General features: G+C 65.5%; 19 protein-coding genes. 9 read left to right on the top strand and 10 right to left on the bottom strand.

Annotation, left to right across the window (positions count from 1 at the left end; genetic code table 11):
• Nucleotides 1-42 precede the first annotated feature (42 nt).
• The 5 genes from livH to TQ98_RS07250 all read left to right on the top strand — a co-directional run bounded on the left by livH (nucleotide 43) and on the right by TQ98_RS07250 (nucleotide 5,493).
• Nucleotides 43-966 (top strand): high-affinity branched-chain amino acid ABC transporter permease LivH, encoded by a 924-nt coding sequence (gene livH / locus TQ98_RS07270; RefSeq protein ID WP_044871566.1) that lies wholly within the window; start codon nucleotides 43-45, stop codon nucleotides 964-966.
• Nucleotides 963-2,219: a high-affinity branched-chain amino acid ABC transporter permease LivM gene (locus TQ98_RS07265; protein WP_044871567.1), complete on the top strand. Its 1,257-nt coding sequence runs from the start codon at nucleotides 963-965 to the stop codon at nucleotides 2,217-2,219. Before livH ends, TQ98_RS07265 begins: the two co-directional genes overlap by 4 nt.
• Nucleotides 2,216-2,983: a high-affinity branched-chain amino acid ABC transporter ATP-binding protein LivG gene (livG, locus tag TQ98_RS07260; protein WP_044871568.1), complete on the top strand. Its 768-nt coding sequence runs from the start codon at nucleotides 2,216-2,218 to the stop codon at nucleotides 2,981-2,983. Before TQ98_RS07265 ends, livG begins: the two co-directional genes overlap by 4 nt.
• A 3-nt stretch (nucleotides 2,984-2,986) precedes the next feature.
• Nucleotides 2,987-3,688 (top strand): ABC transporter ATP-binding protein, encoded by a 702-nt coding sequence (locus TQ98_RS07255; protein WP_044871569.1) that lies wholly within the window; start codon nucleotides 2,987-2,989, stop codon nucleotides 3,686-3,688.
• 191 nt (nucleotides 3,689-3,879) lie between these two features.
• Nucleotides 3,880-5,493, top strand: coding sequence for an FMN-binding glutamate synthase family protein (locus TQ98_RS07250; protein ID WP_044871570.1), 1,614 nt, complete (start codon nucleotides 3,880-3,882; stop codon nucleotides 5,491-5,493).
• 112 nt (nucleotides 5,494-5,605) lie between these two features.
• Here the strand turns inward: TQ98_RS07250 and TQ98_RS07245 are convergent, their stop codons facing one another.
• The 6 genes from TQ98_RS07245 to TQ98_RS07220 all read right to left on the bottom strand — a co-directional run bounded on the left by TQ98_RS07245 (nucleotide 5,606) and on the right by TQ98_RS07220 (nucleotide 12,207).
• Nucleotides 5,606-6,388 (bottom strand): SDR family oxidoreductase, encoded by a 783-nt coding sequence (locus tag TQ98_RS07245; RefSeq protein ID WP_044871571.1) that lies wholly within the window; start codon nucleotides 6,386-6,388, stop codon nucleotides 5,606-5,608.
• Nucleotides 6,389-6,469: 81 nt separating this feature from the next.
• Entirely contained in the window at nucleotides 6,470-7,525 is a 1,056-nt protein-coding gene (locus TQ98_RS07240) for an ABC transporter ATP-binding protein (protein WP_044871572.1), read from the bottom strand.
• A 13-nt stretch (nucleotides 7,526-7,538) separates the two neighbouring features.
• Nucleotides 7,539-8,384, bottom strand: coding sequence for an ABC transporter permease (locus tag TQ98_RS07235; protein ID WP_044871573.1), 846 nt, complete (start codon nucleotides 8,382-8,384; stop codon nucleotides 7,539-7,541).
• Nucleotides 8,381-9,289, bottom strand: coding sequence for an ABC transporter permease (locus TQ98_RS07230; protein ID WP_044871574.1), 909 nt, complete (start codon nucleotides 9,287-9,289; stop codon nucleotides 8,381-8,383). The genes TQ98_RS07235 and TQ98_RS07230 overlap by 4 nt, the downstream gene beginning before the upstream one ends.
• Nucleotides 9,290-9,372: 83 nt before the next feature.
• Complete coding sequence (locus TQ98_RS07225) at nucleotides 9,373-10,476, bottom strand: ABC transporter substrate-binding protein (protein ID WP_044871575.1); 1,104 nt, start codon at nucleotides 10,474-10,476, stop codon at nucleotides 9,373-9,375.
• A gap of 267 nt (nucleotides 10,477-10,743) precedes the next feature.
• Nucleotides 10,744-12,207 carry an aldehyde dehydrogenase family protein gene (locus tag TQ98_RS07220; protein ID WP_044871576.1) on the bottom strand — a complete coding sequence of 488 codons (1,464 nt, stop codon included), beginning with the start codon at nucleotides 12,205-12,207 and terminating at the stop codon, nucleotides 10,744-10,746.
• Between the two features lie 160 nt (nucleotides 12,208-12,367).
• Here TQ98_RS07220 and TQ98_RS07215 point away from each other — a divergent pair, with 160 nt between their 5' ends.
• Nucleotides 12,368-13,267, top strand: a complete 900-nt coding sequence (locus tag TQ98_RS07215) for a LysR substrate-binding domain-containing protein (RefSeq protein ID WP_044871577.1) — start codon at nucleotides 12,368-12,370, stop codon at nucleotides 13,265-13,267.
• A gap of 198 nt (nucleotides 13,268-13,465) precedes the next feature.
• Nucleotides 13,466-15,187 (top strand): methyl-accepting chemotaxis protein, encoded by a 1,722-nt coding sequence (locus TQ98_RS07210; protein WP_044871578.1) that lies wholly within the window; start codon nucleotides 13,466-13,468, stop codon nucleotides 15,185-15,187.
• Here the strand turns inward: TQ98_RS07210 and TQ98_RS07205 are convergent.
• A complete protein-coding gene (locus TQ98_RS07205) occupies nucleotides 15,168-15,860 on the bottom strand; it encodes a dual specificity protein phosphatase family protein (RefSeq protein ID WP_277949284.1) in 693 nt (230 codons plus the stop codon). The genes TQ98_RS07210 and TQ98_RS07205 overlap by 20 nt on opposite strands.
• Before the next feature lie 366 nt (nucleotides 15,861-16,226).
• On the opposite strand from TQ98_RS07205, the gene TQ98_RS07200 reads away from it, so the two are divergent.
• Nucleotides 16,227-16,508, top strand: coding sequence for a peptidylprolyl isomerase (locus TQ98_RS07200; RefSeq protein WP_044871579.1), 282 nt, complete (start codon nucleotides 16,227-16,229; stop codon nucleotides 16,506-16,508).
• 71 nt (nucleotides 16,509-16,579) lie between these two features.
• On the opposite strand, the gene TQ98_RS07195 is transcribed toward TQ98_RS07200, so the two are convergent.
• The 3 genes from TQ98_RS07195 to TQ98_RS07185 all read right to left on the bottom strand — a co-directional run bounded on the left by TQ98_RS07195 (nucleotide 16,580) and on the right by TQ98_RS07185 (nucleotide 19,721).
• A complete protein-coding gene (locus TQ98_RS07195; RefSeq protein ID WP_044871580.1) occupies nucleotides 16,580-16,930 on the bottom strand; it encodes a hypothetical protein in 351 nt (116 codons plus the stop codon).
• 366 nt (nucleotides 16,931-17,296) lie between these two features.
• The gene (locus TQ98_RS07190) at nucleotides 17,297-18,193 is read right to left on the bottom strand and encodes a DUF2950 domain-containing protein (protein WP_044871581.1); all 897 of its coding nucleotides are present in this window, start codon (nucleotides 18,191-18,193) and stop codon (nucleotides 17,297-17,299) included.
• A gap of 13 nt (nucleotides 18,194-18,206) precedes the next feature.
• On the bottom strand, nucleotides 18,207-19,721 hold the full coding sequence (locus tag TQ98_RS07185) for a DUF3300 domain-containing protein (protein WP_044871582.1): 1,515 nt from the start codon (nucleotides 19,719-19,721) through the stop codon (nucleotides 18,207-18,209).
• Between the two features lie 216 nt (nucleotides 19,722-19,937).
• On the opposite strand from TQ98_RS07185, the gene TQ98_RS07180 reads away from it, so the two are divergent.
• Nucleotides 19,938-21,698 (top strand): copper resistance system multicopper oxidase, encoded by a 1,761-nt coding sequence (locus tag TQ98_RS07180; RefSeq protein ID WP_044871583.1) that lies wholly within the window; start codon nucleotides 19,938-19,940, stop codon nucleotides 21,696-21,698.
• Nucleotides 21,699-21,709: the final 11 nt, after the last annotated feature.

Genomic DNA, 21,709 nt, shown 5'->3' with positions numbered 1-21,709 from the left:
CGCCACAAGCGCCGCTTTTCGTGATGCCCGAGGAGTTAGGGAATGCCTGATCTCTACCACTATCTGCAACAGCTGGTTAACGGGCTCACCGTTGGCAGCACCTATGCCTTGATCGCCATCGGCTACACCATGGTCTACGGCATCATCGGCATGATCAACTTCGCCCACGGCGAGGTTTACATGATCGGCTCGTACGTAGCCTTCATCGTGATTGCCGGGCTTACCATGCTCGGTCTGGACAGCCTTCCGATTGTCATTTTCGCGGCCTTCGCTGCGAGCATCATCGTTGCAAGCGCGTACGGTTACAGCATCGAACGGGTCGCCTACCGCCCCCTTCGCGGCAGCAACCGCCTGATCCCGCTGATCTCCGCGATCGGCATGTCGATCTTCCTGCAGAACGAGGTGCTGCTGACCCAGGACTCCAAGGACAAGGCCATCCCCAACCTGATCCCGGGCAACTTCATCATCGGTGAAAGCAGCATGGACGGCGTGGTGATCTCCTATATGCAGATCCTCATCTTCGTCGTCACCTTCCTAGTCATGTACGGCCTCACCCTGTTCATCTCCCGCTCGCGCCTGGGCCGTGCCTGCCGCGCCTGCGCCGAAGACATCAGGATGGCCAACCTGCTGGGCATCAACACCAACAACATCATCGCCCTGACCTTCGTCATCGGCGCCACCCTGGCCGCCGTGGCCGCGGTGCTGCTGGGCATGCAGTACGGCGTGATCAACCCGCATATCGGCTTCCTCGCCGGTATCAAGGCCTTCACCGCAGCGGTACTCGGCGGCATCGGCAGCATTCCGGGCGCCATGCTCGGCGGCCTGGTGCTGGGCGTAGCCGAAGCCTTCGGCGCCGACGTCTTCGGCGACCAGTACAAGGACGTCGTGGCCTTCAGCCTGCTGGTTCTGGTCCTGTTGTTCCGGCCGACCGGCATCCTTGGCCGTCCGGAGGTGGAGAAGGTATGAATACTCGACTCAAAACGGCGTTTTTCAGCGCCCTTCTGGTGCTGGCCGTCGCCTACCCCGTCCTCGGCCTGAAGCTCAGCGTCGTCGGCGTGGGCCTGGTGGTCACCGGTGCCAACACCCCGACCCTGCTGGCCGTCCTGGCATGCGCCGTGGCGATGTTCTTCTGGCAACTGATGCGCGACAAGGTGCAGGGCGCTGTCTCCTCCGCACCCAAGCTGCCGGGCATGTCGAAGAAGACCAGCCACTTCCTCACCCTGCAGTCGACCCAGCGCTGGTTCCTCTTCGGCCTGATCGGCCTCGCCCTGGTCTGGCCGTTCTTCGGTTCGCGCGGCGCGGTGGACATCGCCACGCTGATCCTGATCTACGTGCTGCTGGGCCTCGGCCTGAACATCGTGGTCGGCCTCGCGGGCCTGCTGGACCTGGGTTACGTCGGCTTCTACGCCGTCGGCGCCTACAGCTACGCCCTGCTGTCCCACTACTACGGCCTGGGTTTCTGGGTGTGCCTGCCGATCGCCGGCATGATGGCGGCCTTCTTCGGCTTCATCCTCGGCTTCCCGGTGCTGCGCCTGCGCGGTGACTACCTGGCCATCGTGACCCTGGGCTTCGGCGAGATCATCCGCATCCTGCTGCGCAACCTGACCTGGTTGACCGGTGGCCCCAACGGCATCAGCAACATCGACAAGCCGACCCTGTTCGGCCTGACCTTCGAGCGCCGTGCGGAAGAAGGCATGCAGACCTTCCACGAGTATTTCGGCTTTGCCTACAACTCGGTGAACAAGGTGGTCTTCCTCTACCTGGTCGCCCTGCTGCTGGCCCTGCTCGCACTGTTCGTGATCAACCGCCTGCTGCGCATGCCGCTCGGCCGTGCGTGGGAAGCCCTGCGCGAAGACGAAATCGCCTGCCGCGCCCTGGGCCTGAACCCCACCATCATCAAGCTCTCCGCCTTCACCCTGGGCGCCTGCTTCGCGGGCTTCGCCGGCAGCTTCTTTGCCGCACGCCAGGGCCTGGTGACTCCCGAGTCCTTCACCTTCATCGAGTCGGCGACCATCCTCGCCATCGTCGTGCTGGGTGGCCTGGGCTCTCAGCTGGGTGTGATCCTCGCTGCCGTGGTGATGATCCTGCTCCCCGAACTCATGCGTGAGTTCAGCGAGTACCGGATGCTGATGTTCGGCGCCCTGATGGTGCTGATGATGATCTGGCGTCCGCAGGGCCTCATGCCCATGCAACGTCCCCACCTGGAGCTGAAACAATGAGCCGCCCGATTCTCGAAGTAAGCGGTCTCACCATGCGCTTCGGCGGCCTGCTGGCCGTCAACGGGGTGGGTCTGACCGTACAGGAAAAGCAAGTCGTCTCCATGATCGGCCCGAACGGCGCCGGCAAGACCACCGTGTTCAACTGCCTGACCGGCTTCTACCAGCCGACCTCCGGCAGCATCCGCCTGGATGGCGAGCAGATCGAGGCCCTCCCGGGTCACAAGATCGCCGGCAAAGGGGTGGTGCGGACCTTCCAGAACGTTCGCCTGTTCAAGGAAATGACCGCAGTGGAAAACCTGCTGGTCGCCCAGCATCGCCACCTCAACACCAACTTCCTCGCCGGCCTGCTGAAGACTCCGAGCTTCCGCAAGAGCGAGCGCGAGGCCATGGCTTACGCCGCCCAGTGGCTGGAAAAGGTCAACCTGACCGACGTGGCCAACCGCCCGGCCGGCACCCTGGCCTACGGTCAGCAGCGTCGCCTGGAAATCGCCCGCTGCATGATGACGCGCCCGCGCATCCTCATGCTCGACGAGCCCGCCGCCGGCCTCAACCCGAAAGAGACCGACGACCTCAAGGCGCTGATTGCCATGCTGCGCAACGAGCACAACGTGACCGTGCTGCTGATCGAGCACGACATGAAGCTGGTGATGAGCATTTCCGACCACATCTACGTGATCAACCAGGGCACCCCCCTGGCCGACGGCACGCCGGAGCAGATCCGCAGCAACCCCGACGTGATCAAAGCCTATCTGGGGGAGGCCTGAGCCATGCTTACGTTCGACAAGGTTTCCACCTTCTACGGCAAGATCCAGGCGCTGCACGGCGTCAGCATGGATGTGAAAAAGGGCGAGATCGTCACCCTGATCGGCGCCAACGGCGCAGGCAAGTCCACCCTGCTGATGACCCTCTGCGGCTCGCCGCGCGCGGCCAGCGGCAGCATCCGCTATGAAGGCGAAGAGCTGGTTGGCCGGGAGTCCTACGACATCATGCGCAAGAGCATCGCCGTCGTGCCGGAAGGCCGCCGCGTGTTCGCCCGCCTGACCGTCGAAGAAAACCTGTCCATGGGCGGCTTCTTCACCGAGAAGGGCGACTATCAGGAGCAGATGGACAAGGTGCTGCACCTGTTCCCGCGCCTGAAGGAGCGTTTCGAGCAGCGCGCCGGCACGATGTCCGGCGGCGAACAGCAGATGCTCGCCATCGGCCGTGCGCTGATGAGCAAGCCCAAGCTGCTGCTGCTCGACGAGCCGTCCCTGGGTCTGGCGCCCATCATCATCCAGCAGATCTTCGACATCATCGAGCAGCTGCGTAAGGACGGCGTGACCGTCTTCCTGGTGGAGCAGAACGCCAACCAGGCGCTCAAGCTGGCCGACCGTGGCTATGTGCTGGAGAACGGACGCATCGTCATGCAGGGCAGCGGTAACGACCTGCTGAACGACCCCAAGGTGCGCGACGCCTACCTCGGCGGCTAAGCACCCCGCTCCACCGAAAACGGCCCCTCGCGGGCCGTTTTCTTTTCCGCTTTCCGCTTTCCTTGTAGCGACAGAAAAACGTGGCCGGACGAAGGCGCGGCCTCTTCCTACAACCCAGTCTTGAGCCATCACAAGGCAATTCCCACGGGTTCGGCCTACCCTATGCGGGTACCTGCAAACAAGGAGTCCGCATGAGCCTTTCGCTACTGAGCCGCTACGCCTTCTTCGCCTTCTGCGTGCTGTTCACCCTGTTCAGCCTGCCCTTCACGGATCACGGCTGGGTCTGGCCCTTCACCCTGCTCGCTGGCGCCCTGAGCGTGCTGGGGGTGATCGACCTGATGCAGTCGCGCCATGCGGTGCGGCGCAACTACCCGATCCTCGGCAACATCCGCTACCTGGTGGAAGGCATCCGCCCGGAGATCCGCCAGTACCTGCTGGAAGCTGATGACGATCGCCTGCCCTTCTCCCGCGCCCAGCGCTCGCTGGTCTATGCGCGGGCCAAGAACGAAGGCGGCGACAAGCCCTTCGGCACACTGATCGACGTCTACAAGGCCGGCTACGAATTCATCGGCCACTCCATGCGCCCGGCGCCGCTGAGCGACCCGTCCAGCTTCCGCGTGGAGGTGGGTGGGCCGCAGTGCACCCAGCCCTACTCCGCCTCGGTGTTCAACATCTCGGCCATGAGCTTCGGCTCGCTCAGCGCCAACGCCATTCGCGCCCTCAACCGAGGTGCCAAGCTCGGCAACTTCTATCACGACACCGGCGAAGGCAGCATCAGCCCCTACCACCGGGAAAACGGCGGCGACCTGGTCTGGGAACTGGGCAGCGGCTACTTCGGCTGCCGGACCAGCGACGGCCAATTCGACCCGGAACGTTTTGCCACCCAGGCCCGCAGCCCCCAGGTGCGGATGATCGAAATCAAGCTGAGCCAAGGCGCCAAACCCGGCCATGGCGGCATCCTGCCCAAGCACAAGGTCACCGAGGAAATCTCCCATACCCGGGGTGTGCCCATGGGCGAGGACTGCATTTCTCCCTCCCGCCACAGCGCCTTCTCCACGCCGATCGAGATGATGCATTTCATCGCCAAGCTGCGGGAGCTGTCCGGCGGCAAGCCGGTGGGATTCAAGCTATGCCTGGGCCATCCGTGGGAGTTCATGGGCATCGCCAAGGCGATGCTGGAAACCGGCATTCTCCCCGACTTCATCGTGATCGACGGCAAGGAAGGCGGCACCGGCGCGGCCCCCCTGGAGTTCACCGACCATATCGGCGTACCGCTACGGGAAGGGCTGCTGTTCGTGCACAACACCCTGGTGGGGCTGAACCTGCGGGACAAGATCAAGCTGGGCGCCAGCGGCAAGATCATCAGCGCCTTCGACATCGCCAGCGTACTGGCCATCGGCGCCGACTGGGCCAACTCGGCCCGGGGCTTCATGTTCGCCATCGGCTGCATTCAGAGCCAATCGTGCCATACGAACAAATGCCCCACCGGAGTCGCCACCCAGGACACGCTGCGCCAGCGCGCCCTGGTAGTGCCGGACAAAGCCCAGCGGGTGCAGATGTTCCACCGCAACACCGTCAAGGCACTGGCGGAAATGCTCGCCGCCGCAGGCCTCGAGCACCCCAACCAACTTGAACCGCGCCATGTGGTGCGGCGCGTCTCGGACAAGGAAATCCGCCTCTTTTCCCAGATTCACGTCTTCCTCAAGCCAGGGGACCTGCTCAAGGAAAAGATCGAGGCGGACTTCTACGAACGCATGTGGGCGATGGCGCGGGCAGACAGCTTCGAGCCGTCGTGTGCGTGGTGAATGATTCGGGGCCGCTGCGCGGCCCTTTGGCGATTGAAATCGCCCCTACAGGGATGGGTGAGTACCTTGTAGGGGCGAATTCATTCGCCAAGCAGGCCGATGGCCTGCCCCATCAACCCTTCAGAACCCCACCATCCACCGGAATCAGCGACCCGGTGACATAGCTGGCCAACGGGCTGGCCAGGAAGGTCGCCACCGCGCCGAACTCCTCGGCAGCGCCGTAGCGCCCCACTGGAATCGCCGCCTGCTCCTTGGCCATCAGGGACGCCACCGGCATATTGCTGCGTTCAGCCGCGCGCAGCAGCAGGGACTCGGTGCGCTCGGTCCAGAACGAGCCCGGCATCAACGTGTTCACCGTGACGCCATCGGCGGCCACTTCGGTGGCCAGGGTCTTGGCCCAGTTGGCCAGGGCCGACCGCAGGGCACTGGACAGCACCAGGCCGGGGATGGGCTCCACCACGCTGGTGGACGAAATCATCAGGATGCGACCGAAGCGCCGCTGGCGCATGCTCGGCAGGAAGGCATTCACCAGGGCCATGGTGCTGAGCAGCATGGCGTCCAACTGGCGATGCCAGAGTTCCGGCTCGAAATCCACCGCGTTGATCGGCGGCGGCCCACCGTTGTTGGCGACAAGAATGTCCGGCGTGCCGATGGCCGCCACGACCTGCTCGATGGCCATGTCCACGGCACCCAGGTCGTTCAGGTCAACGGCGACCCCCTGGGCCTCGCCGCCTTCGCGACGAATGCGCTCCACCGCGAGGTCCAGCTTCGACAGGTTGCGCGCCAGCAGGCAAACCCGCACGCCTTCCCTGGCCAGTGCCTCGGCCACACCGAAGCCCAACCCGGAGCTGCCGCCGCACACCAGGGCACTGCGGTTCTCAAGTTGAAGGTTCATGCTCAGCTCTCCATTTCCAGGTTCACCCGCCAGTGTGCACCTGGCGGGGGCGAAGGCCAATGTGCAATCGGCCCTTCTTTGTCACGCCGAGAGCACCCGGCAGGCATGCTCGGGAATGGTCACCGACACCGGGTTGCCGATGGCCAGGCCAATATCCTGGCACGGCGTCGTCAGGGCGGTAAGGGAAACGCCCGAACAGTCCACCGTGGTCTCGATGGTGGCGCCGATATCCCGCACGAAAGTCACCGTGCCCGGCACGCTGTTGGCACCGCCGGCCTGGGGTGCGGACAGTTGCAGGTCCTCCGGCCGTACCAGCAGCTTGATCGGCGCGCCGGCCTGGATGCTGGCGCAGACCGGCGCCTGGAATGACGCGCCGCCAGGCAGGCCGACACGCCCACTGCCCAGGGCGGTGGCCGGGAAGATATTGCCGGTGCCGATGAAATCGGCGACGAACTCGTTGGCCGGGTTGCGGTAGATCTCGATGGGCGTGCCCACCTGCTGCACCCGGTGCTCGCCCAGCACCACCACGATGTCAGCCATGGTCATAGCCTCGCGCTGGTCATGGGTGACCATGATGGTGGTGATGTTCAGGCGTTGCTGGAGCTGGCGGATCTCGATCTGCATCGATTCGCGCAGCTTGGCGTCCAGCGCCGACAGCGGCTCGTCCAACAGCAGCAGCTTAGGGTGCGAAGCGATGGCGCGGGCGATGGCCACGCGCTGGCGTTGCCCACCGGACAGCCGCGACACCGGCCGATCCACCATCTCCTGCAACTGAATCATCTGCAGCAGCTCGGCCACCCGCGCCTGCTGCTCGGCCTTGCCCGCGTTGCGCAGGCGCAGCGGGTAGGCAATGTTCTCCCCGACCGTCATGTGCGGGAACAGCGCCAGGGACTGGAAGACCATGCCGAAGTTGCGCTGGTGTGCGGGGGTGCCGCTGATATCCCCGCCATCCAGGACGATCTGCCCGGAGGTGAGGCTCTCCAGACCGGCGATCATCCGCAGCAGCGTGGTCTTGCCGCAGCCGGAAGGGCCGAGGAAGCAGACCAGTTTGCCCTCGGGCAGATGGAGGTTGACGTCGGTCACGGCGCAGATGGAGCCGTAACGCTTTTCGACTTTTTGCAGAATCAGTCCAGACATGCTTCACCTCGACTCAGAACGACACGCCGCCATCGCCAACCAGCTTCTCCAGCGCCCAGATCAGGGCGAAGTCGATCAGCACGATCAGCACGGCAAAGGAAAATACGGTGGGATCGAGGGACGACACGGTGCGGCTGTACATCCAGATCGGCACGGTCATCACATCGATGTTGTAGAGGAAGTAGGTCACCGTGAACTCGTTGAACGACACGATGAAGGCCAGCAGCATCCCAGCGAGGATGCCCGAGCGCATCAGCGGCACCACCACATCGAGGATCGCCCGCAGCGGCGAGGCGCCGAGCATCTGTGCGGCCTCCTCCACCTCGGTGCCGATGGAAACCATGGCGGCCGTGCAGTTCTTCACCACGAAGGGCAGCGCGAGGATCACGTGGGCGATCACCAGCCGCGAGGTATCCATGTGGAACGGCAGGCTGTCGAACACCAGCAGCAGCGCCAGGCCCAGCACCACCATGGGGAACACCAGCGGCAGCGACATCAGTTGCAGCGCCACCGCCTTGCCGCGGAACTCGCAACGGGTCAGCGCGTAGGACGCTGGCACCGCCACCAGGGTCGCCAGCACCATGGTCAGGCAGGACACCAGCAGGCTGGTGGTCAGCGCCTGCCCCAGGCTCAGCACATCACTGGCGTCGGGCGAAACGAAGGTGCGCCAGGCCGCCTCGTACCACTGCAGGCTGAAGCTCGTCGGCGGGAAGTCGAGGTTCGACGCACCGCTGAACGACATCACGATCATGGTCAGGATCGGCAATACCGCCAACAGCAGGATCACCCCGGAAAGGGTCATCGCGAAGCGGCCGAGTTCCCCGGGCAGCGCCGCGTGGGAACGGAAGGGATTGCTCATTGCGAAGCCTCCAGCATGCGACGGCGACGGCCGGTGACGTATTCGGAGAAGCCCATGATCACCAGGGTCGTGGCGATCAGCACCACGCCGGCGGCGGAGGCCGCGGGCCAGTTCATCAGCGGGGCGATCTGGTCATGCACCATCACCGCCAGCATCGGCACGCGCCGTCCCCCGAGCAGCAGCGGGACCACGAAGCTGCTGGCGTTGTAGGCGAACACCAGGGTGGCGCCGGTGAAGATGCCCGGCAGGCTCATCGGCAGCACCACCTGGCGGAACACCTGAAAGCGGCTGGCGCCCAGGGTGGCGGCCGCCTCTTCATAGGTGCGGGCCACGCCGCGCATGGCACTGGCGATAGGCAGCACCGCCAGGGGGAAGGCCGTCTGCACCAGGCCCATGAGCACCCCGGTCTGGTTGTAGAGCAGCATCATCGGCCGGTCGATCAGCCCCAGCCCGATCAACGCCTGGTTGAGCATCCCGGCCGGCCCGAGGATCACCAGCCAGCCGTAGCTTTGCAGCAGCAGATTGACCAACAGCGGCAGCAGCACGGCCGCCAGGAATATCCGGCGCAGCAGGGGCGACTGCAGACGCGACATGCAGTACCCCACCGGAATCGCCAGGGCCACCGCGATCAGCGCGCTGACGAAGGCCAGGCGCATGGTCAACAGCAGCGATTTCAGATAGTAAGGCTCGGCCAGCTGGGCATAGCTGGCCAGGCTGAAGCCGCTCCACTCGGCCCCCTTCTCGCCGATGCTCATGCGCAGCACCAGCAGGCTGGCGGCAACCAGCACGGCCAGGAAAAGCATCGACGGGGTGAGGAAGAGCCAGGCCCGTGTCGTGGGCGAAATCGCCCCGGCCGGGCGCAGGGGGGCCGCCCCGACCGCCTGGGTCAGATCAGTGTGTTCCATAGCGCTCGTCTCGTCAGAACAGGAAAACCACGCGCCGGACGGCCAGCCGCCCGGCGCGAATCACGGCAGGCGCCGTGGCTGCATCAGGAAGAGAAGATTTCCGTGTAGCGGCGAATCCACTGGTCGTGGACCGTGGCGAGGAAGGCGTTGTCGTGCATGATCGCCTTCTCCGCGATCTGCTCCGGCGTGAGGATGAAGGGGCTCTTGCGCGCCTCGGCGGAGATGATCGCCTTGGCGTTGACCGGACCGTTGAAGATGTCCTCGGCCATCTTGCCCTGCACCAGCGGGTCCAGCGAGTGGTCGAGGAAGGCGTAGGCCAGGTCGGTGTCGCCCGGACGGTGCTTGGGCATGACCGAAAGCATCAGGTCGGTGTAGAAGCCTTCCTTCATGCCGAAGGTGGCGCCCAGGCTGTAGGCGGGGTCGCGGATCTGCTTGGGGAAGAAGGCCGGGGCGTAAAGGCCGCCCATGTCCAGCGAGTTGGTGCGGAACAGCTCGGCGATCTGGTTGGGGTTTTCCCCCAGGGTCATCACCCGGTCCTTCAGCTCTTCCAGCTTCTTGAAGCCCGGCTCGATGTTGTGCTCGTCACCACCGGCCAGCTTGGCGGCGATGATGATCAGGTCCATGGCCTCGGTCCAGTTCGGCGGCGGCAGGAACAGGCGGCCCTCGTAGGCAGGGTCCCAGAGCGCAGCGTAGCTGTCCGGCACGTCCTTCACGGTGCGGGTGTTGTAGACCAGGCTGTTGCACCACAAGAGGTAGCCGATGCCGTGGCCGTTGGCACCGGTCTGGTACTGGGCGGGCACGTCCTTGAGATTGGGAATGCGGTTCAGGTCAGGCTTTTCCAGCAGGCCGGCACTGGCCAGGCCTTCAGCGCCCACCCCGGCGAGGGTGATGATGTCGTACTGCGGCCGGTCGCCACCGGCCTTCAACTTGGCGACCATTTCCGACGTGCTGCCGGTGCGGTCGGCAATGACCTTGGCGCCGGTCTTGGCCTCGAAGGTAGCCGCGATATTGCGCAGCGCCGCCAGCCCGGTGTCATCCGACCAGGTCAGCAGGCGCAGGGTCTTGCCCTGGAAGCGGGTATCGCTGGCGCTGGCCCGGATGAAGGGCATCGACAGGGTGGCGGCCGCCACCGAAGCGACACCCACCGTCTTGATGAAATTTCTTCTGCTCAGATCATGCTCGCCCATTGAGGACTCCTCTTGTTCTTGTATGGCTCTGCGGCAGCGTACGTGCCCGGCGCGCTCATCCTGCGGCGCCCCCGATGGAGCAACAAACGAAAATTCGTCATTGGAGCCATGTGCCCCACGCATGGCTTGAACCCAGGCATGAAAAAGCCGCCCGAAGGCGGCTTTGGCAGGTTGCATGGTGCTATGTAGGGGGCGAACTCAAGCCTTGTAGGATGGGTGGAGCACAGCGATACCCATCCTACGCAAGCCCAAGCGGCGAAATATCGTTTAGACCGCCCGCACCACGTGCTTGATCTCCTGGAAGGACGCCAGGCCCCACGGACCGAGTTCGCGGCCGATGCTGCTCTGCTTGTACCCACCCCAGGCGGTCTGCGGGAAGATCACTTGCGGCGAGTTGATCCACACCATGCCCGCCTGCAGGGCATTGGCCACCCGCTCGGCGGCCTCGAGGTTGCGGCTCACCACACTGGCCACCAGGCCGAACTCGCTGTCATTGGCCAGTTCGATGGCCTCCTCCTCGGTGGCGAAACTGCGCACGCAGAGTACCGGCCCGAAGATTTCCTCGTTCCACAGGGCGCTCTCCGCCGGCACATCGGTGAACACCGTGGGCTTGAGGAAGTAGCCGCGCTCCAGCCCTTCCGGCCGCGCGCCGCCACACACCAGGCGGGCACCGGCGGCGATGCCGCGCTCGATATGGCCGGTCACGCGCTGGTACTGCGCCTGGTTCACCAGGGCGCCCATCTCCACGCCTTCGACGAAGGGGTCACCTACCTGAATGGCTTCGGCACGCTCCTGCACGCGGGCCAGGAAGTCCGCCGCCAGGGGGGCGGCCACCAGCACGCGGCTGGTGGCGGAGCACATCTGCCCGGCATTGAAGAAGGCACCGCCACAGGCCAGTTCGACGGCCAGGTCCAGATCCGCCTCATTCAGCACCAGCAGCGACGACTTGCCGCCCAGTTCCAGGCTGACGCCCTTCACGGTCTCCGCCGCGCGCTGCATCACCTGCACGCCCACGGCATTGCTGCCGGTGAAGGACACCTTGGCCACCTTCGGGTGGGACGACAGCGGCGCGCCCACGGCAAGGCCGGTGCCGCACACGACGTTGAGCACGCCGGCCGGCAGGCCGGCTTCATGGATGATGCGCGCCAGCTCCAGTTCCGGCAGCGGGGTCACCTCGGAAGGCTTCAGCACCACGGCGCAACCGGCGGCCAGGGCCGGGGCCAGTTTCCAGGCGGTGGTCACCATGGGGAAGTTCCAGGGCACGATCAGCCCCACCACGCCGCAGGGCTCGCGACGCAGGCGCGCGGCGAAGTCCTCGCTGGGCAGCTCCACCGGGCGGTCCTGCTGGGCGTCCAGGCCTTCGGCGAGGCCCGCGTAGTAGTCGAAGGTACCGATCACGTCGTCCACATCGATGGCCGCCTCGAACAGGGGCTTGCCGTTGTTGGCCGACTGCAGCTGGATCAGCGTCTCGCGACGCTGGCGCACGCCCTCGGCAATGCGGCGCAGTACCGCACCACGTTCCGCACCACTGCTCCGGGCCCAGGTCGGGAAGGCCTGGCTGGCGGCCTGCACGGCCTGGTCGACTGTCGCCGCATCGCCGCTGCCAATGCTGGCTAGATGCGCTTCGGTGGACGGGTTCACCACGTCCAGGGTCGGGCCGCCGGGCAGCCACTGACCATTGATGTAGACGCCGGCCAGGGTTTCGGCGAAGGGCGGAAGGGTATTCGGCATGGTATTGGCTCCATGAGCGGGACGGTGGAAGGCCACTCCCTGAGCAAGGAGCCGGAACCGGCTGGAGGGCCATGATTGGCGCCCATTGAGCCGCCCGGCGGTGAGACTGACAAGGCAAAAATCGTCATACTAGCCATGTCCTCACCTCATGGCTGTCCCTATGAAACGCCTCCCGCCCCTGCCTGCCCTGCATACCTTTCTGGTCACCGCACAGTGCTGCAACTTCACCCGTGCCGCCGAGCTGCTGCACCTGACCCAGGGCGCGGTGAGCCGGCAGATCGCCGGGCTGGAGGATCACCTGGGCTACCCGCTGTTCCAGCGCCAGGCGCGGGGCCTCAGCCTCACCGCACAAGGTCGCGAAATGCTGCCGCGCATCCAGCAGATATTCAGCCTGATCGAGGAAGCCGTCGAGAAAGTGGGTACCAAGCGCGAAGCCCTGCAACTCAAAGCCCCCACCTGTGTGATGCGCTGGCTCCTGCCGCGGCTGATGCAATGGCAGGCCGAGCGCCCGGACGTGCCGGTGGAACTCACCACCACCGTGCAGTACGGCGTGGACTTCCGCCGCGAGGAGTTCGACGCCGCGGTGATCTATGGCAGCCAACCCGGCAGCGGCCAGGTTGCCCATCACCTGTTCGACGAGCAGCTCACCCCCGTCTGCTCCCAGCAACTGAAGGCCGGCCCCTTGCCGCTGGAGAGCCCCGCCGACCTGGCTCGGCACACACTGCTGCACCCCACCCGGGACGACCAGGACTGGAGAACCTGGCTCCGGGCTGCCGAGGTCACCCTCGACAAGCTTGGCAGCGGCCACCACTTCGACACCCTTGACCTGGCCCTCTCCGTCGCCGCTCAGGGCAATGGCGTGGCGCTCGGGGACTGGTCACTGATCGGCGAAGACCTCGCCACCGGCCGCCTCGTGGCCCCCTTCGACCTCCGGGTGCCCACCGGCGGTGCCTATTTCCTGGTCTACCCCGAACGCCCCGCTCCCAGTCCGCAATTGCTGGAGCTCGGCAACTGGCTGATGAGCCAGGCCCGGGCAGCGGACGAACAGCTGCCAAAATAAGTCTGATGGCCAGTTGCCAATCTTGATTGAGTGGTCAATCATCCTTGCCACGCACCGCGCTGGTGCGCCCCAAGCCATGCGCAAGGACGCTGCCGCACCCCGCCTCCACCGAGTTCAATGAGCGAAGGATCGCCATACGTTGCTTCGCTCACCTGCTCGCTTGCCGGGACCGGTACCGCTTCATGCAGGAGAGCCCAATTGTCGATCCAACGCCTGTTCACGCTGATCTTCAGCGCCATCATCCTCTGCACCGCTCTGCTCTGCCTGCTGGTCGTGTTGCTGATCAGCAACCAGAAGCAGCTCGGCGAACGTCAGGAAAACCGCTACCAGTCCTACCTGCTCGCCGATGAGCTTCGGCAGAGTTCCGACGACCTTACGCGCATGGCCCGGACCCTCGCGGTCACCGGCGATGCCCATTTCGCGGACCTCTATCAGCAGACGCTGGACATCCGCAACGGCCAGCAGCCTCGCCCCCGGGAGTACCAGCGCCCCTACCTGGATTTCCTTGCCGCCGGGCAGGCCAACGATCGCGGTGAAGGCGCCTCCACGCCCCTGCTGGAGCTGATGCGCCGCCAGGGATTCACCCAGGCCGAACTGGCCAAGCTGGCGGATGCCGAGAAGGCTTCCAACGGCCTGGTCACCCTCGAAACCCAGGCCATGAATGCGGCCCTGGGCAAGGGCGAATACCAGGGCGCGCCGGACCTGGCACTGGCCGGCAAGCTGATGCACAGCGCGCAGTACCACCAGGAAAAGGCGCAAATCATGCGCCCGGTGGACGACTTCTTCGCCATGCTGGACCAGCGCACCCAGGGCGAAGTCGCCGACCTGCGCGCCACCGGCAACACCTACATGACCGCCGTCAGCCTCATGGTCCTGCTGCTCATCGTGATCTCCGTGATCGGCATCTTCGCCATTCGCCGCAAGGTCAGCGGCGCCCTGCTGCGACTCTCCGGCGAAGCCCATCGCGTGGCCGAAGGCGAGCTCAACACCCGTCTCGATGACCGCAGCTCCGGCGAGTTCGGCGTGCTCTCCCACGCCTTCGGGCAGATGGTCACCAAGCTGCGCGACATCGTCAGCAACGTGGTGCACTCCAGCGGCCAACTGAGCGTTTCCGCCGCCCAGCTCACCAGCACCACCCGCGCCACCCAGGAAAACATCCGGCAGCAGGAACTGCACACCGTAGAAGTGGCCACCGCCATCACAGAAATGGCCGCCACCGTGCAGGAAGTCGCCCGCCACTCCTCCCAGACCGCCGAGGCGGCCCAGCAGGCGGACCAGTCGGCCAGGGGTGGGCGTGTGCTGGTGGACCAGATGGTGGACACCATCCAGCGCCTGTCCGGCGATATCGGCCAGGCCGAAGAAGTCGTTCAGTCCCTGGCGTCGGATACCACCAGCATCGGCAGCATCCTCGACGTGATCCGGGGCATCGCCGACCAGACCAACCTGCTGGCCCTCAACGCCGCCATCGAGGCCGCGCGGGCCGGTGAACAGGGTCGGGGTTTTGCTGTGGTGGCGGAGGAAGTACGTAACCTGGCCAAACGCACCCAGGACTCCACCCAGGAAATCCAGGACATGATCCAGCGCTTGCAGGAAGGTGCCCAGCAGGCCGTGAGCGTCATGTCCCACAGCCGCAGCCAGGCGGAATCCGGCGCCCGCCAGGCGGACGATGCCGGCCACGCCCTGGAAAGCATCACCCACGCCAACCGGGTGATCAGCGACATGGCCGTTCAGATTGCCAGCGCCGCCGAGGAACAGGCTGCGGTCGCCCACGACATCAGTCAGCGCATCGAACTGATCCGTGACCTGGCCAGCAGCAACGCCGAAGGCTCAGACCAGGTCAGCCACGCCACCCTGGGACTGGCCCGCCTCGCCGAGGACCTGAACGCCCAGGTGAGTCACTTCAACCTCGGTCGGGCGTAAGTTCGGAACTTTCTGCAGCCGGCACCGACTGCACGTCCCTGTCCGCGACATCCGTCGCGGGCAGGGCGGCCGGAACCCCCTGGGTAGCGTCGGCGAACTGGCGATCCAGCCAGCCCCTGAGCCGGCACATTGAAGCCCAGGACGTGCTGCACTCCCCTCGCGCCATGGCCTGGCGAATGCCTTCCACATCAGCCTTCTGCACATAGGCCACGGCACTGGCCATGCTCGCCGGGTCGCCAAAGCCACCCTGCTGCATCTCCCGCAATGCCTCCTCCTTGCTCCAGCCCTGCACCACGGTGCGGTACATGGCCGCCATCAGCCCGGAGCGGTCGCGCCCATGCTTGCAATGGATCAGCACCGGTCCCAGCCGCTCGGCCGCCTGCACGGCGCCCAGCACGCGAATCACATCGGCATCGTCCACCCGGTCCGCATGGAGCGGGATGCTCACCGTGCGTACCTTGGCATCCCCCAGCCATTGGGCATCGTCGTCCTTGATGAAACTCACCACCGTGCGCACGCCCAACTGCTCAAGCAGCGGCACATCACCACTGTGCGGCAGCGCGCTGCGGTAGAGCGAAGGCGACATGCGATAGAAATTGAAGGCGGGCTCCACCGGCTGCGCCCAGTTCGCCGGACGCGCGGTGCCCAGCAAGGGCGCTACGGACTGCGCCACCTCGGAGCCACCCCGAGGCACCAACGCGATGGCCGTCGCAACCGCAACCGCCAGCGCACACCCCAACCCAACAAAAAGACGACGGGACATGAAAGGCCTGCCTCATAGAATCCGAGGCCTGCCACCCTAGCCAAGCCGGCGTCAACGCCAGTTGAAAAGCGCGTGAAAATTTCGTTCCTGCCCTTTACCACTGCGGGAGAGGCCGGGGTTCAGGCAGAGTGTTCCACACTCCCCCACAGCCGGATCACCAGCCCTGTACCCCGCTCATGTCCGGCAGCCGATGGGCGATTGACCCCGACCAAACACCTTGAATCGCCCACCGATTCCGCTAGGCTCTGCAACCTCAATTGCAAGGAGTACCCCACCATGGCACGCGCAACCGCCCGCCACATCCTGGTTTCCACCGAAGCCAAGTGCAACGAACTCAAAGCCGCCATCGAAGCCGGCGCCGACTTCGCCGAAATCGCCAAGAAGCATTCCACCTGCCCCTCCAGCCGCGACGGCGGCAACCTCGGCTCCTTCGGCCGCGGCCAGATGGTCAAGGAATTCGACACCGTCGTCTTCAGCGCCCCGCTGAACGTGGTGCAGGGCCCGGTGAAGACCCAGTTCGGCTACCACCTGCTGGAAGTCACCAGCCGCCAGGACTGATGGCTTAGCGCCTCCAACCACAAGGCCCGCATTCGCGGGCCTTGTTGCATGCGGATTCATTCCCTGACGCTTCAGTAGCCACCCACATCCGACCCAATGAATACCCCCCGCCTCGGGTCGTAGTACTGAATCACGATCCGCGGGTTCCGGTAGTACGGGTAGTAATAAGGCTGCATCCCGTAACCGTTGTAGTACCTCGGCACAAAGATCACGCGCGGGTATTGGCGGTAGTAGTAGGGTCTGTAGCCATGGCCGTGGCGATGGCCGTAGAAGTGATGGTGGTGGTGCCGGTGATAGCCACCACCGTTCCAGGCCAGCATCTGCGAGTCGGAGCTGTCGGAATACGACCAGGGCTGTTGGGCAAGAAGCTGGCCGCTGCTGGCGCACGCCAGGAAGAAGATGACGAGTTTGAGGAAACGCATGGCGAGCCCTCCTGAATGGTCCCCCCCAAGCTTTACCCCTGCACTCTCAGTATAGTTTTTGACCAGTTCCCCCCTGATTTTGCGGCAGCCTTGCGTCGGCGCATGAGGTCGTGGCGACGTGCGGTCAAAGGTTCCTGAGGAGGTCCAGACAGGGGAATACCGCGCGACGCTCATCCCCAGTGCACGCGCACCAGCGACTGGCCGCAGGGTGGAAATCGTTGTTCATTCCCACCGCCTGTGCCATGCCACACGCCGATGGTGGACCGATGAAGCGTGGTCCACCCTACGCCCCATCAGCGAGGCTCGGCCAGCGCGACGGGGCTGACCGTAGAGTGCGCCATGCGCACCGGGAGCGGGGAGCCGGCACTACGAGCCCGGCTCGTCCGAGGTTTTGACTTCGTCCCAGCTGCTATCGGGGTCGAAGCGCTTCATGGCCTTGGCGATCTTTTCGCTGTCCTTGCCCAGGTCCTTCTGAAAGATCTCGCCGTCGTGGCTGATCATGAAGCTCATCACGCCGCTGTCGCCGTACTGGGCTGGCCAGGCAATCAGGGCGAAGCCCCGGCTCATGGCCTTGCCCAGCATGTAGTTGTAGGCGCCGCCGGGGGCCGAGGGCCCCTGGGCGGTGAGGATGCGGAAGTGGTAGCCGTGCCAGTCGTCGCCCTTGGTCTGGCCACCGAACAACGGGCCGAGGGGGCTCTCGTCCGCGCCATCTTCGTCGGCCCAGTAAAGGCCGTCGTGCTTGCCGTCGCTGCTGATGAATTTCTGGGCGTACTCCAGCACGCCGTCGCCATTGCGGTCGACTTCGGCGTAGTCCATCTGCGCATCGTGATAGGCCTCGGCGGACTGGATCGCCGTCAGTTCATTGCGACCGATGCGCAGCAGGCGGATTTCCTCTTTCGCGGCTTTGGCGTCGAAGGTCCAGCCCGCCTTGCCTTGGACGATGGGGATCGGCAGGGTCCAGGGGTCATTGCCGACGACAAGGTGGGCACGGCCCTTGGCGGTGTCGATCCTGTGCTTTTCGCGGTAGTAGGCGAGGAAGGCGTCCACCTCCTTGCGTTCGATGCCCTTGGTGGGGATGTAGTCCTGCCAGCGCTCCCCGAGGAGGGCGGCCAGTTGCTTGGCATCGGCCTTTTCGGTGCCGAGGGCGGCGACGAAAGCCTCGGCGGCGGCTTCCGGGGTCTTGAACGATTCCTGCGCGAAGCACACCCCCACGACAGAGGTGGCCAGCAGCAGCGACGCGAAAATCCGGGATGTGACGTTCATGTCCAAACTCCTGTCAGCGCCGACCGGCGCCGCCGCGAGACGGTGCGGACCGTTGCACTTGCCGGCCGGCGGATGCTTTCTGGGGGCGTGCGGCAGATTGCCGGCTGACTTCACCCCGACTGGCAGCCTGCCGTGACTGGGAAGGCTGACGGGCACCGGCGAAAGCGTTGTTGCGTGGCCCCTGCTGCGACGAGTACTGCTGGCGGGCCTGTTGCCGTGTCTGCTGATTGTTCTGGGCACGGGGACGCTGCTGCTGGCGATTGGCCGTGTCGGCGCGCGGACGCTGCTGGGCGCCGCCTTCAACACGTTGGCGCGCCTGCGGGTCGTTGCGCATCTCGCGCGTGGCGGCCTGGGCCCGTTCGCGGGCCTGCTGGTTGCTGGTGGCGGGCGCCTGGATGCCCCGCTCCTGCAGGCTCGCACGGGCCCGCTGACGTTCGGCGGTACGGTTGCCGTCGTAGCCGCGCAGGGCGTCGCGCTGCTCGGCGCCGGGAATACGCCGGCTGTTCTCGCGGCGGTTGACGTTGTCGCGGTAGGGCACGCCGCCGCGATTGGTCGGGTTGTGGACGAATTTGTTCTGGCTGCGGTCGATCTGCCTGTTGGTGTTGATGTTGTTGTACTTGTTGACGTCGATATCGACGTCGCCGCCGCCCCAGTCGCAGTCGCCCCAGAGGGAGTTGACGATGCCCACGCCAACGCCGAAGGCCAGGCCCGCGGCCAGTGCGGTGGCGACGGGGTAGCCGTAGCTGGGCGGCGGCGGGTAATAGGGCGGCGGGTAGGACGGGTACGACCAGGTGCCGTAGACCACCGTGGGGTTGTAGCTGGGCACGTAGACCACCTGCGGGTCGGCGGGCTCGATGACGATGGTTTGGGTGGCCGGCTGCACCACGGTGGTGGTGGAGCTGGGCGCAACCGGCGCGGCCTCCTGGACGGTGACTTTCTGCTGCTCGTTGGATTCCAGGTTGCCGGCGGCCTGGGCCTGGCGCCTCAGGCGCTGGACGGAATCCATCACGTCGTTGGGCTGGGCGAGGAAGGCGTCACCCATGCGCTGCACCCAGGCCGGGTCCTGGCCAAGGGTGGCCAGCACCTGGGGAAAGGCCACCAGCGATTGAACGCTCGGGTCCCAGGGTTGGTCGGCCACTTGTTTCACGGCGGCATCGCCCTGGGCATCCGGATGGGCCTTGGACCAGGCGACGGCATCGGCCACGTTGCCCGGATAAGTCGCGGCCATCAGGACCTGGGCCAGCAGCGAATCCGGGTAGAGGGCGATGGGCGCCATCATCTGGTCGAGTTCTTCGGTCTTGAACACCGCCTGAGTGGCCGCGGGCTGCGCGGCCGGAGCTGGCGCCGCTGCGGGTGCGGCCGCCGGTGCAGCGGCGGGCGTCTCCGCGGGTACGGCGGACACGCCCGCGGTGGGGGCGTCATCCTGGGCGGCGGATATGCCGGCATCCGTGGCGGCAAAGGCAGCATTTCCGGCCAACTGGAGAGTCAGCACCAGTAACAGGGCGCTGGATGGGTTGCGGATGGGCATGGTGCGTCTCCCGCAGGGGGTGGTTGTCCTTGAACCCGGCAAGGGCGGGCGCCCTGACACTGCCGTTGAGAAACGATAGACCAGGGTTTGGGCGCCGGCCCTGGCAAGCTGACAGAAATGTAATCACCCGCCCTGCGCCGATATGGCAGTTTTGCACCTGAGCCATGCCGCAGACCGTTGCGTGGCGCCCCATTCGACTGACTGGATTGAAACGGCATGCAATGCAAAACCTCGCGGCGGACCTTCGTCAAAGGCCTGGCCGCCGGCGGCATTCTCGGGGGCCTGGGCCTGTGGAAGACGCCGGTCTGGGCAGTAACCAGCCCGGGCCAGCCGACGGTGCTCAGCGGCACCGAGTTCGACCTGTTCATCGGCGAAACGCCGGTCAACTTCAGCGGCAAGACACGAATCGCCAAGACCATCAACGGCGGCATCCCCGGCCCACTGCTGCGCTGGCGCGAGGGCGACACCGTGACCCTGCGGGTGCGCAACCGCCTGGATGAGGACACCTCCATCCACTGGCACGGCGTCATCCTGCCGGCCAACATGGACGGCGTACCGGGCTTCAGCTTCGCTGGCATCGCGCCGGATGGCCAGTACGAATACCGCTTCCAGGTGAAGCAGCACGGCACCTACTGGTACCACAGCCACTCCGGCTACCAGGAGCAGGTGGGCGTGTACGGCCCCATCGTGATCGACCCGAAGGAGCCGGAGCCTTATCAGTACCAGCGCGACTACGTGGTGATGCTGAGCGACTGGACCGACGAAGACCCCGCCCGTGTGCTGGCCAAGCTGAAGAAGCAATCCGACTACTACAACCAGCACAGGCGCACCGTCGGCGACTTCATCAATGACGTCGGCGAGCAAGGCTGGGCCGCCGCCATGGCCGACCGCAAGATGTGGGCGGAAATGAAGATGAGCCCCACGGACCTCGCGGACGTCAGCGGCGCCACCTACACCTACCTGCTCAACGGCCAGGCGCCGGACGGCAACTGGACCGGGCTGTTCCAGCCGGGCGAGAAGATCCGCCTGCGCTTCATCAACGGCTCGGCCATGACCTACTTCGACGTGCGTATTCCCGGCCTGAAGATGACCGTGATCGCCGCCGACGGCCTGCCGGTGGAGCCAGTGAGTGTGGACGAGTTCCGCATCGCCGTGGCCGAGACCTATGACGTGCTGGTGGAGCCCGCCGGCGACGAGGCCTACACCATTTTCGCCCAGTCCATGGACCGCTCCGGCTTCGCCCGCGGCACCCTCGCTCTGCGCGAGGGGCTCAGCGCACCGGTGCCGGAGCCCGACCCGCGTCCGCTGATCAACATGGCCGATATGGGCATGGACCACGGCGCCATGGGGCATGGCGACATGGCGGGAATGGATCATTCGAAGATGGCCGGCATGGACCACTCCGCCATGGCAGGGATGGCCCCTTCGCAGATGGCCGGCATGGGCGGCCAGATGCAGGCCCACCCTGCGTCGGAAACCGACAATCCGCTGGTGGACATGCAGGCCATGACCACCGTGCCGAAGCTGGACGATCCGGGCATCGGCCTGCGCGACAACGGCCGCCGCGTGCTCACCTACTCCGACTTGCGCAGCACCTTCCCCGACCCGGACGGACGCGAGCCGGGCCGCACCATCGAACTGCACCTCACGGGGCACATGGAGCGCTTCTCCTGGTCCTTCAACGGCATCCCCTTTGCCGATGCAGAACCGCTGCTGCTGAAGTACGGCGAGCGCCTGCGGATCACCCTGGTCAACGACACCATGATGACCCACCCCATCCACCTCCACGGCATGTGGAGCGACCTGGAGGACGAGGCGGGCAACTTCCTGGTCCGCAAGCACACCATCGACATGCCGCCCGGCTCGAAACGCAGCTACCGCGTCACGGCCGACGCCCTGGGCCGCTGGGCCTATCACTGCCACCTGATGTTCCACATGGACATGGGCATGTTCCGCGAAGTCCGTGTGGTCGAATGAAGGAGAAACCT

The organism is Pseudomonas sp. LFM046, assembly GCF_000949385.2.
GTDB lineage: Bacteria > Pseudomonadota > Gammaproteobacteria > Pseudomonadales > Pseudomonadaceae > Metapseudomonas.
This window is presented reverse-complemented; position numbering and strand designations above follow the sequence as displayed.

Bases quoted from the DNA above. Each gene is read 5' to 3' on its own strand.
- livH (WP_044871566.1), top strand. From the start codon at position 43: ATGCCTGATCTCTACCACTATCTGCAACAGCTGGTTAACGGGCTCACC.
- TQ98_RS07265 (WP_044871567.1), top strand. From the start codon at position 963: ATGAATACTCGACTCAAAACGGCGTTTTTCAGCGCCCTTCTGGTGCTG.
- livG (WP_044871568.1), top strand. From the start codon at position 2,216: ATGAGCCGCCCGATTCTCGAAGTAAGCGGTCTCACCATGCGCTTCGGC.
- TQ98_RS07255 (WP_044871569.1), top strand. From the start codon at position 2,987: ATGCTTACGTTCGACAAGGTTTCCACCTTCTACGGCAAGATCCAGGCG.
- TQ98_RS07250 (WP_044871570.1), top strand. From the start codon at position 3,880: ATGAGCCTTTCGCTACTGAGCCGCTACGCCTTCTTCGCCTTCTGCGTG.
- TQ98_RS07245 (WP_044871571.1), bottom strand. From the start codon at position 6,388: ATGAACCTTCAACTTGAGAACCGCAGTGCCCTGGTGTGCGGCGGCAGC.
- TQ98_RS07240 (WP_044871572.1), bottom strand. From the start codon at position 7,525: ATGTCTGGACTGATTCTGCAAAAAGTCGAAAAGCGTTACGGCTCCATC.
- TQ98_RS07235 (WP_044871573.1), bottom strand. From the start codon at position 8,384: ATGAGCAATCCCTTCCGTTCCCACGCGGCGCTGCCCGGGGAACTCGGC.
- TQ98_RS07230 (WP_044871574.1), bottom strand. From the start codon at position 9,289: ATGGAACACACTGATCTGACCCAGGCGGTCGGGGCGGCCCCCCTGCGC.
- TQ98_RS07225 (WP_044871575.1), bottom strand. From the start codon at position 10,476: ATGGGCGAGCATGATCTGAGCAGAAGAAATTTCATCAAGACGGTGGGT.
- TQ98_RS07220 (WP_044871576.1), bottom strand. From the start codon at position 12,207: ATGCCGAATACCCTTCCGCCCTTCGCCGAAACCCTGGCCGGCGTCTAC.
- TQ98_RS07215 (WP_044871577.1), top strand. From the start codon at position 12,368: ATGAAACGCCTCCCGCCCCTGCCTGCCCTGCATACCTTTCTGGTCACC.
- TQ98_RS07200 (WP_044871579.1), top strand. From the start codon at position 16,227: ATGGCACGCGCAACCGCCCGCCACATCCTGGTTTCCACCGAAGCCAAG.
- TQ98_RS07195 (WP_044871580.1), bottom strand. From the start codon at position 16,930: ATGCGTTTCCTCAAACTCGTCATCTTCTTCCTGGCGTGCGCCAGCAGC.
- TQ98_RS07190 (WP_044871581.1), bottom strand. From the start codon at position 18,193: ATGAACGTCACATCCCGGATTTTCGCGTCGCTGCTGCTGGCCACCTCT.
- TQ98_RS07185 (WP_044871582.1), bottom strand. From the start codon at position 19,721: ATGCCCATCCGCAACCCATCCAGCGCCCTGTTACTGGTGCTGACTCTC.
- TQ98_RS07180 (WP_044871583.1), top strand. From the start codon at position 19,938: ATGCAATGCAAAACCTCGCGGCGGACCTTCGTCAAAGGCCTGGCCGCC.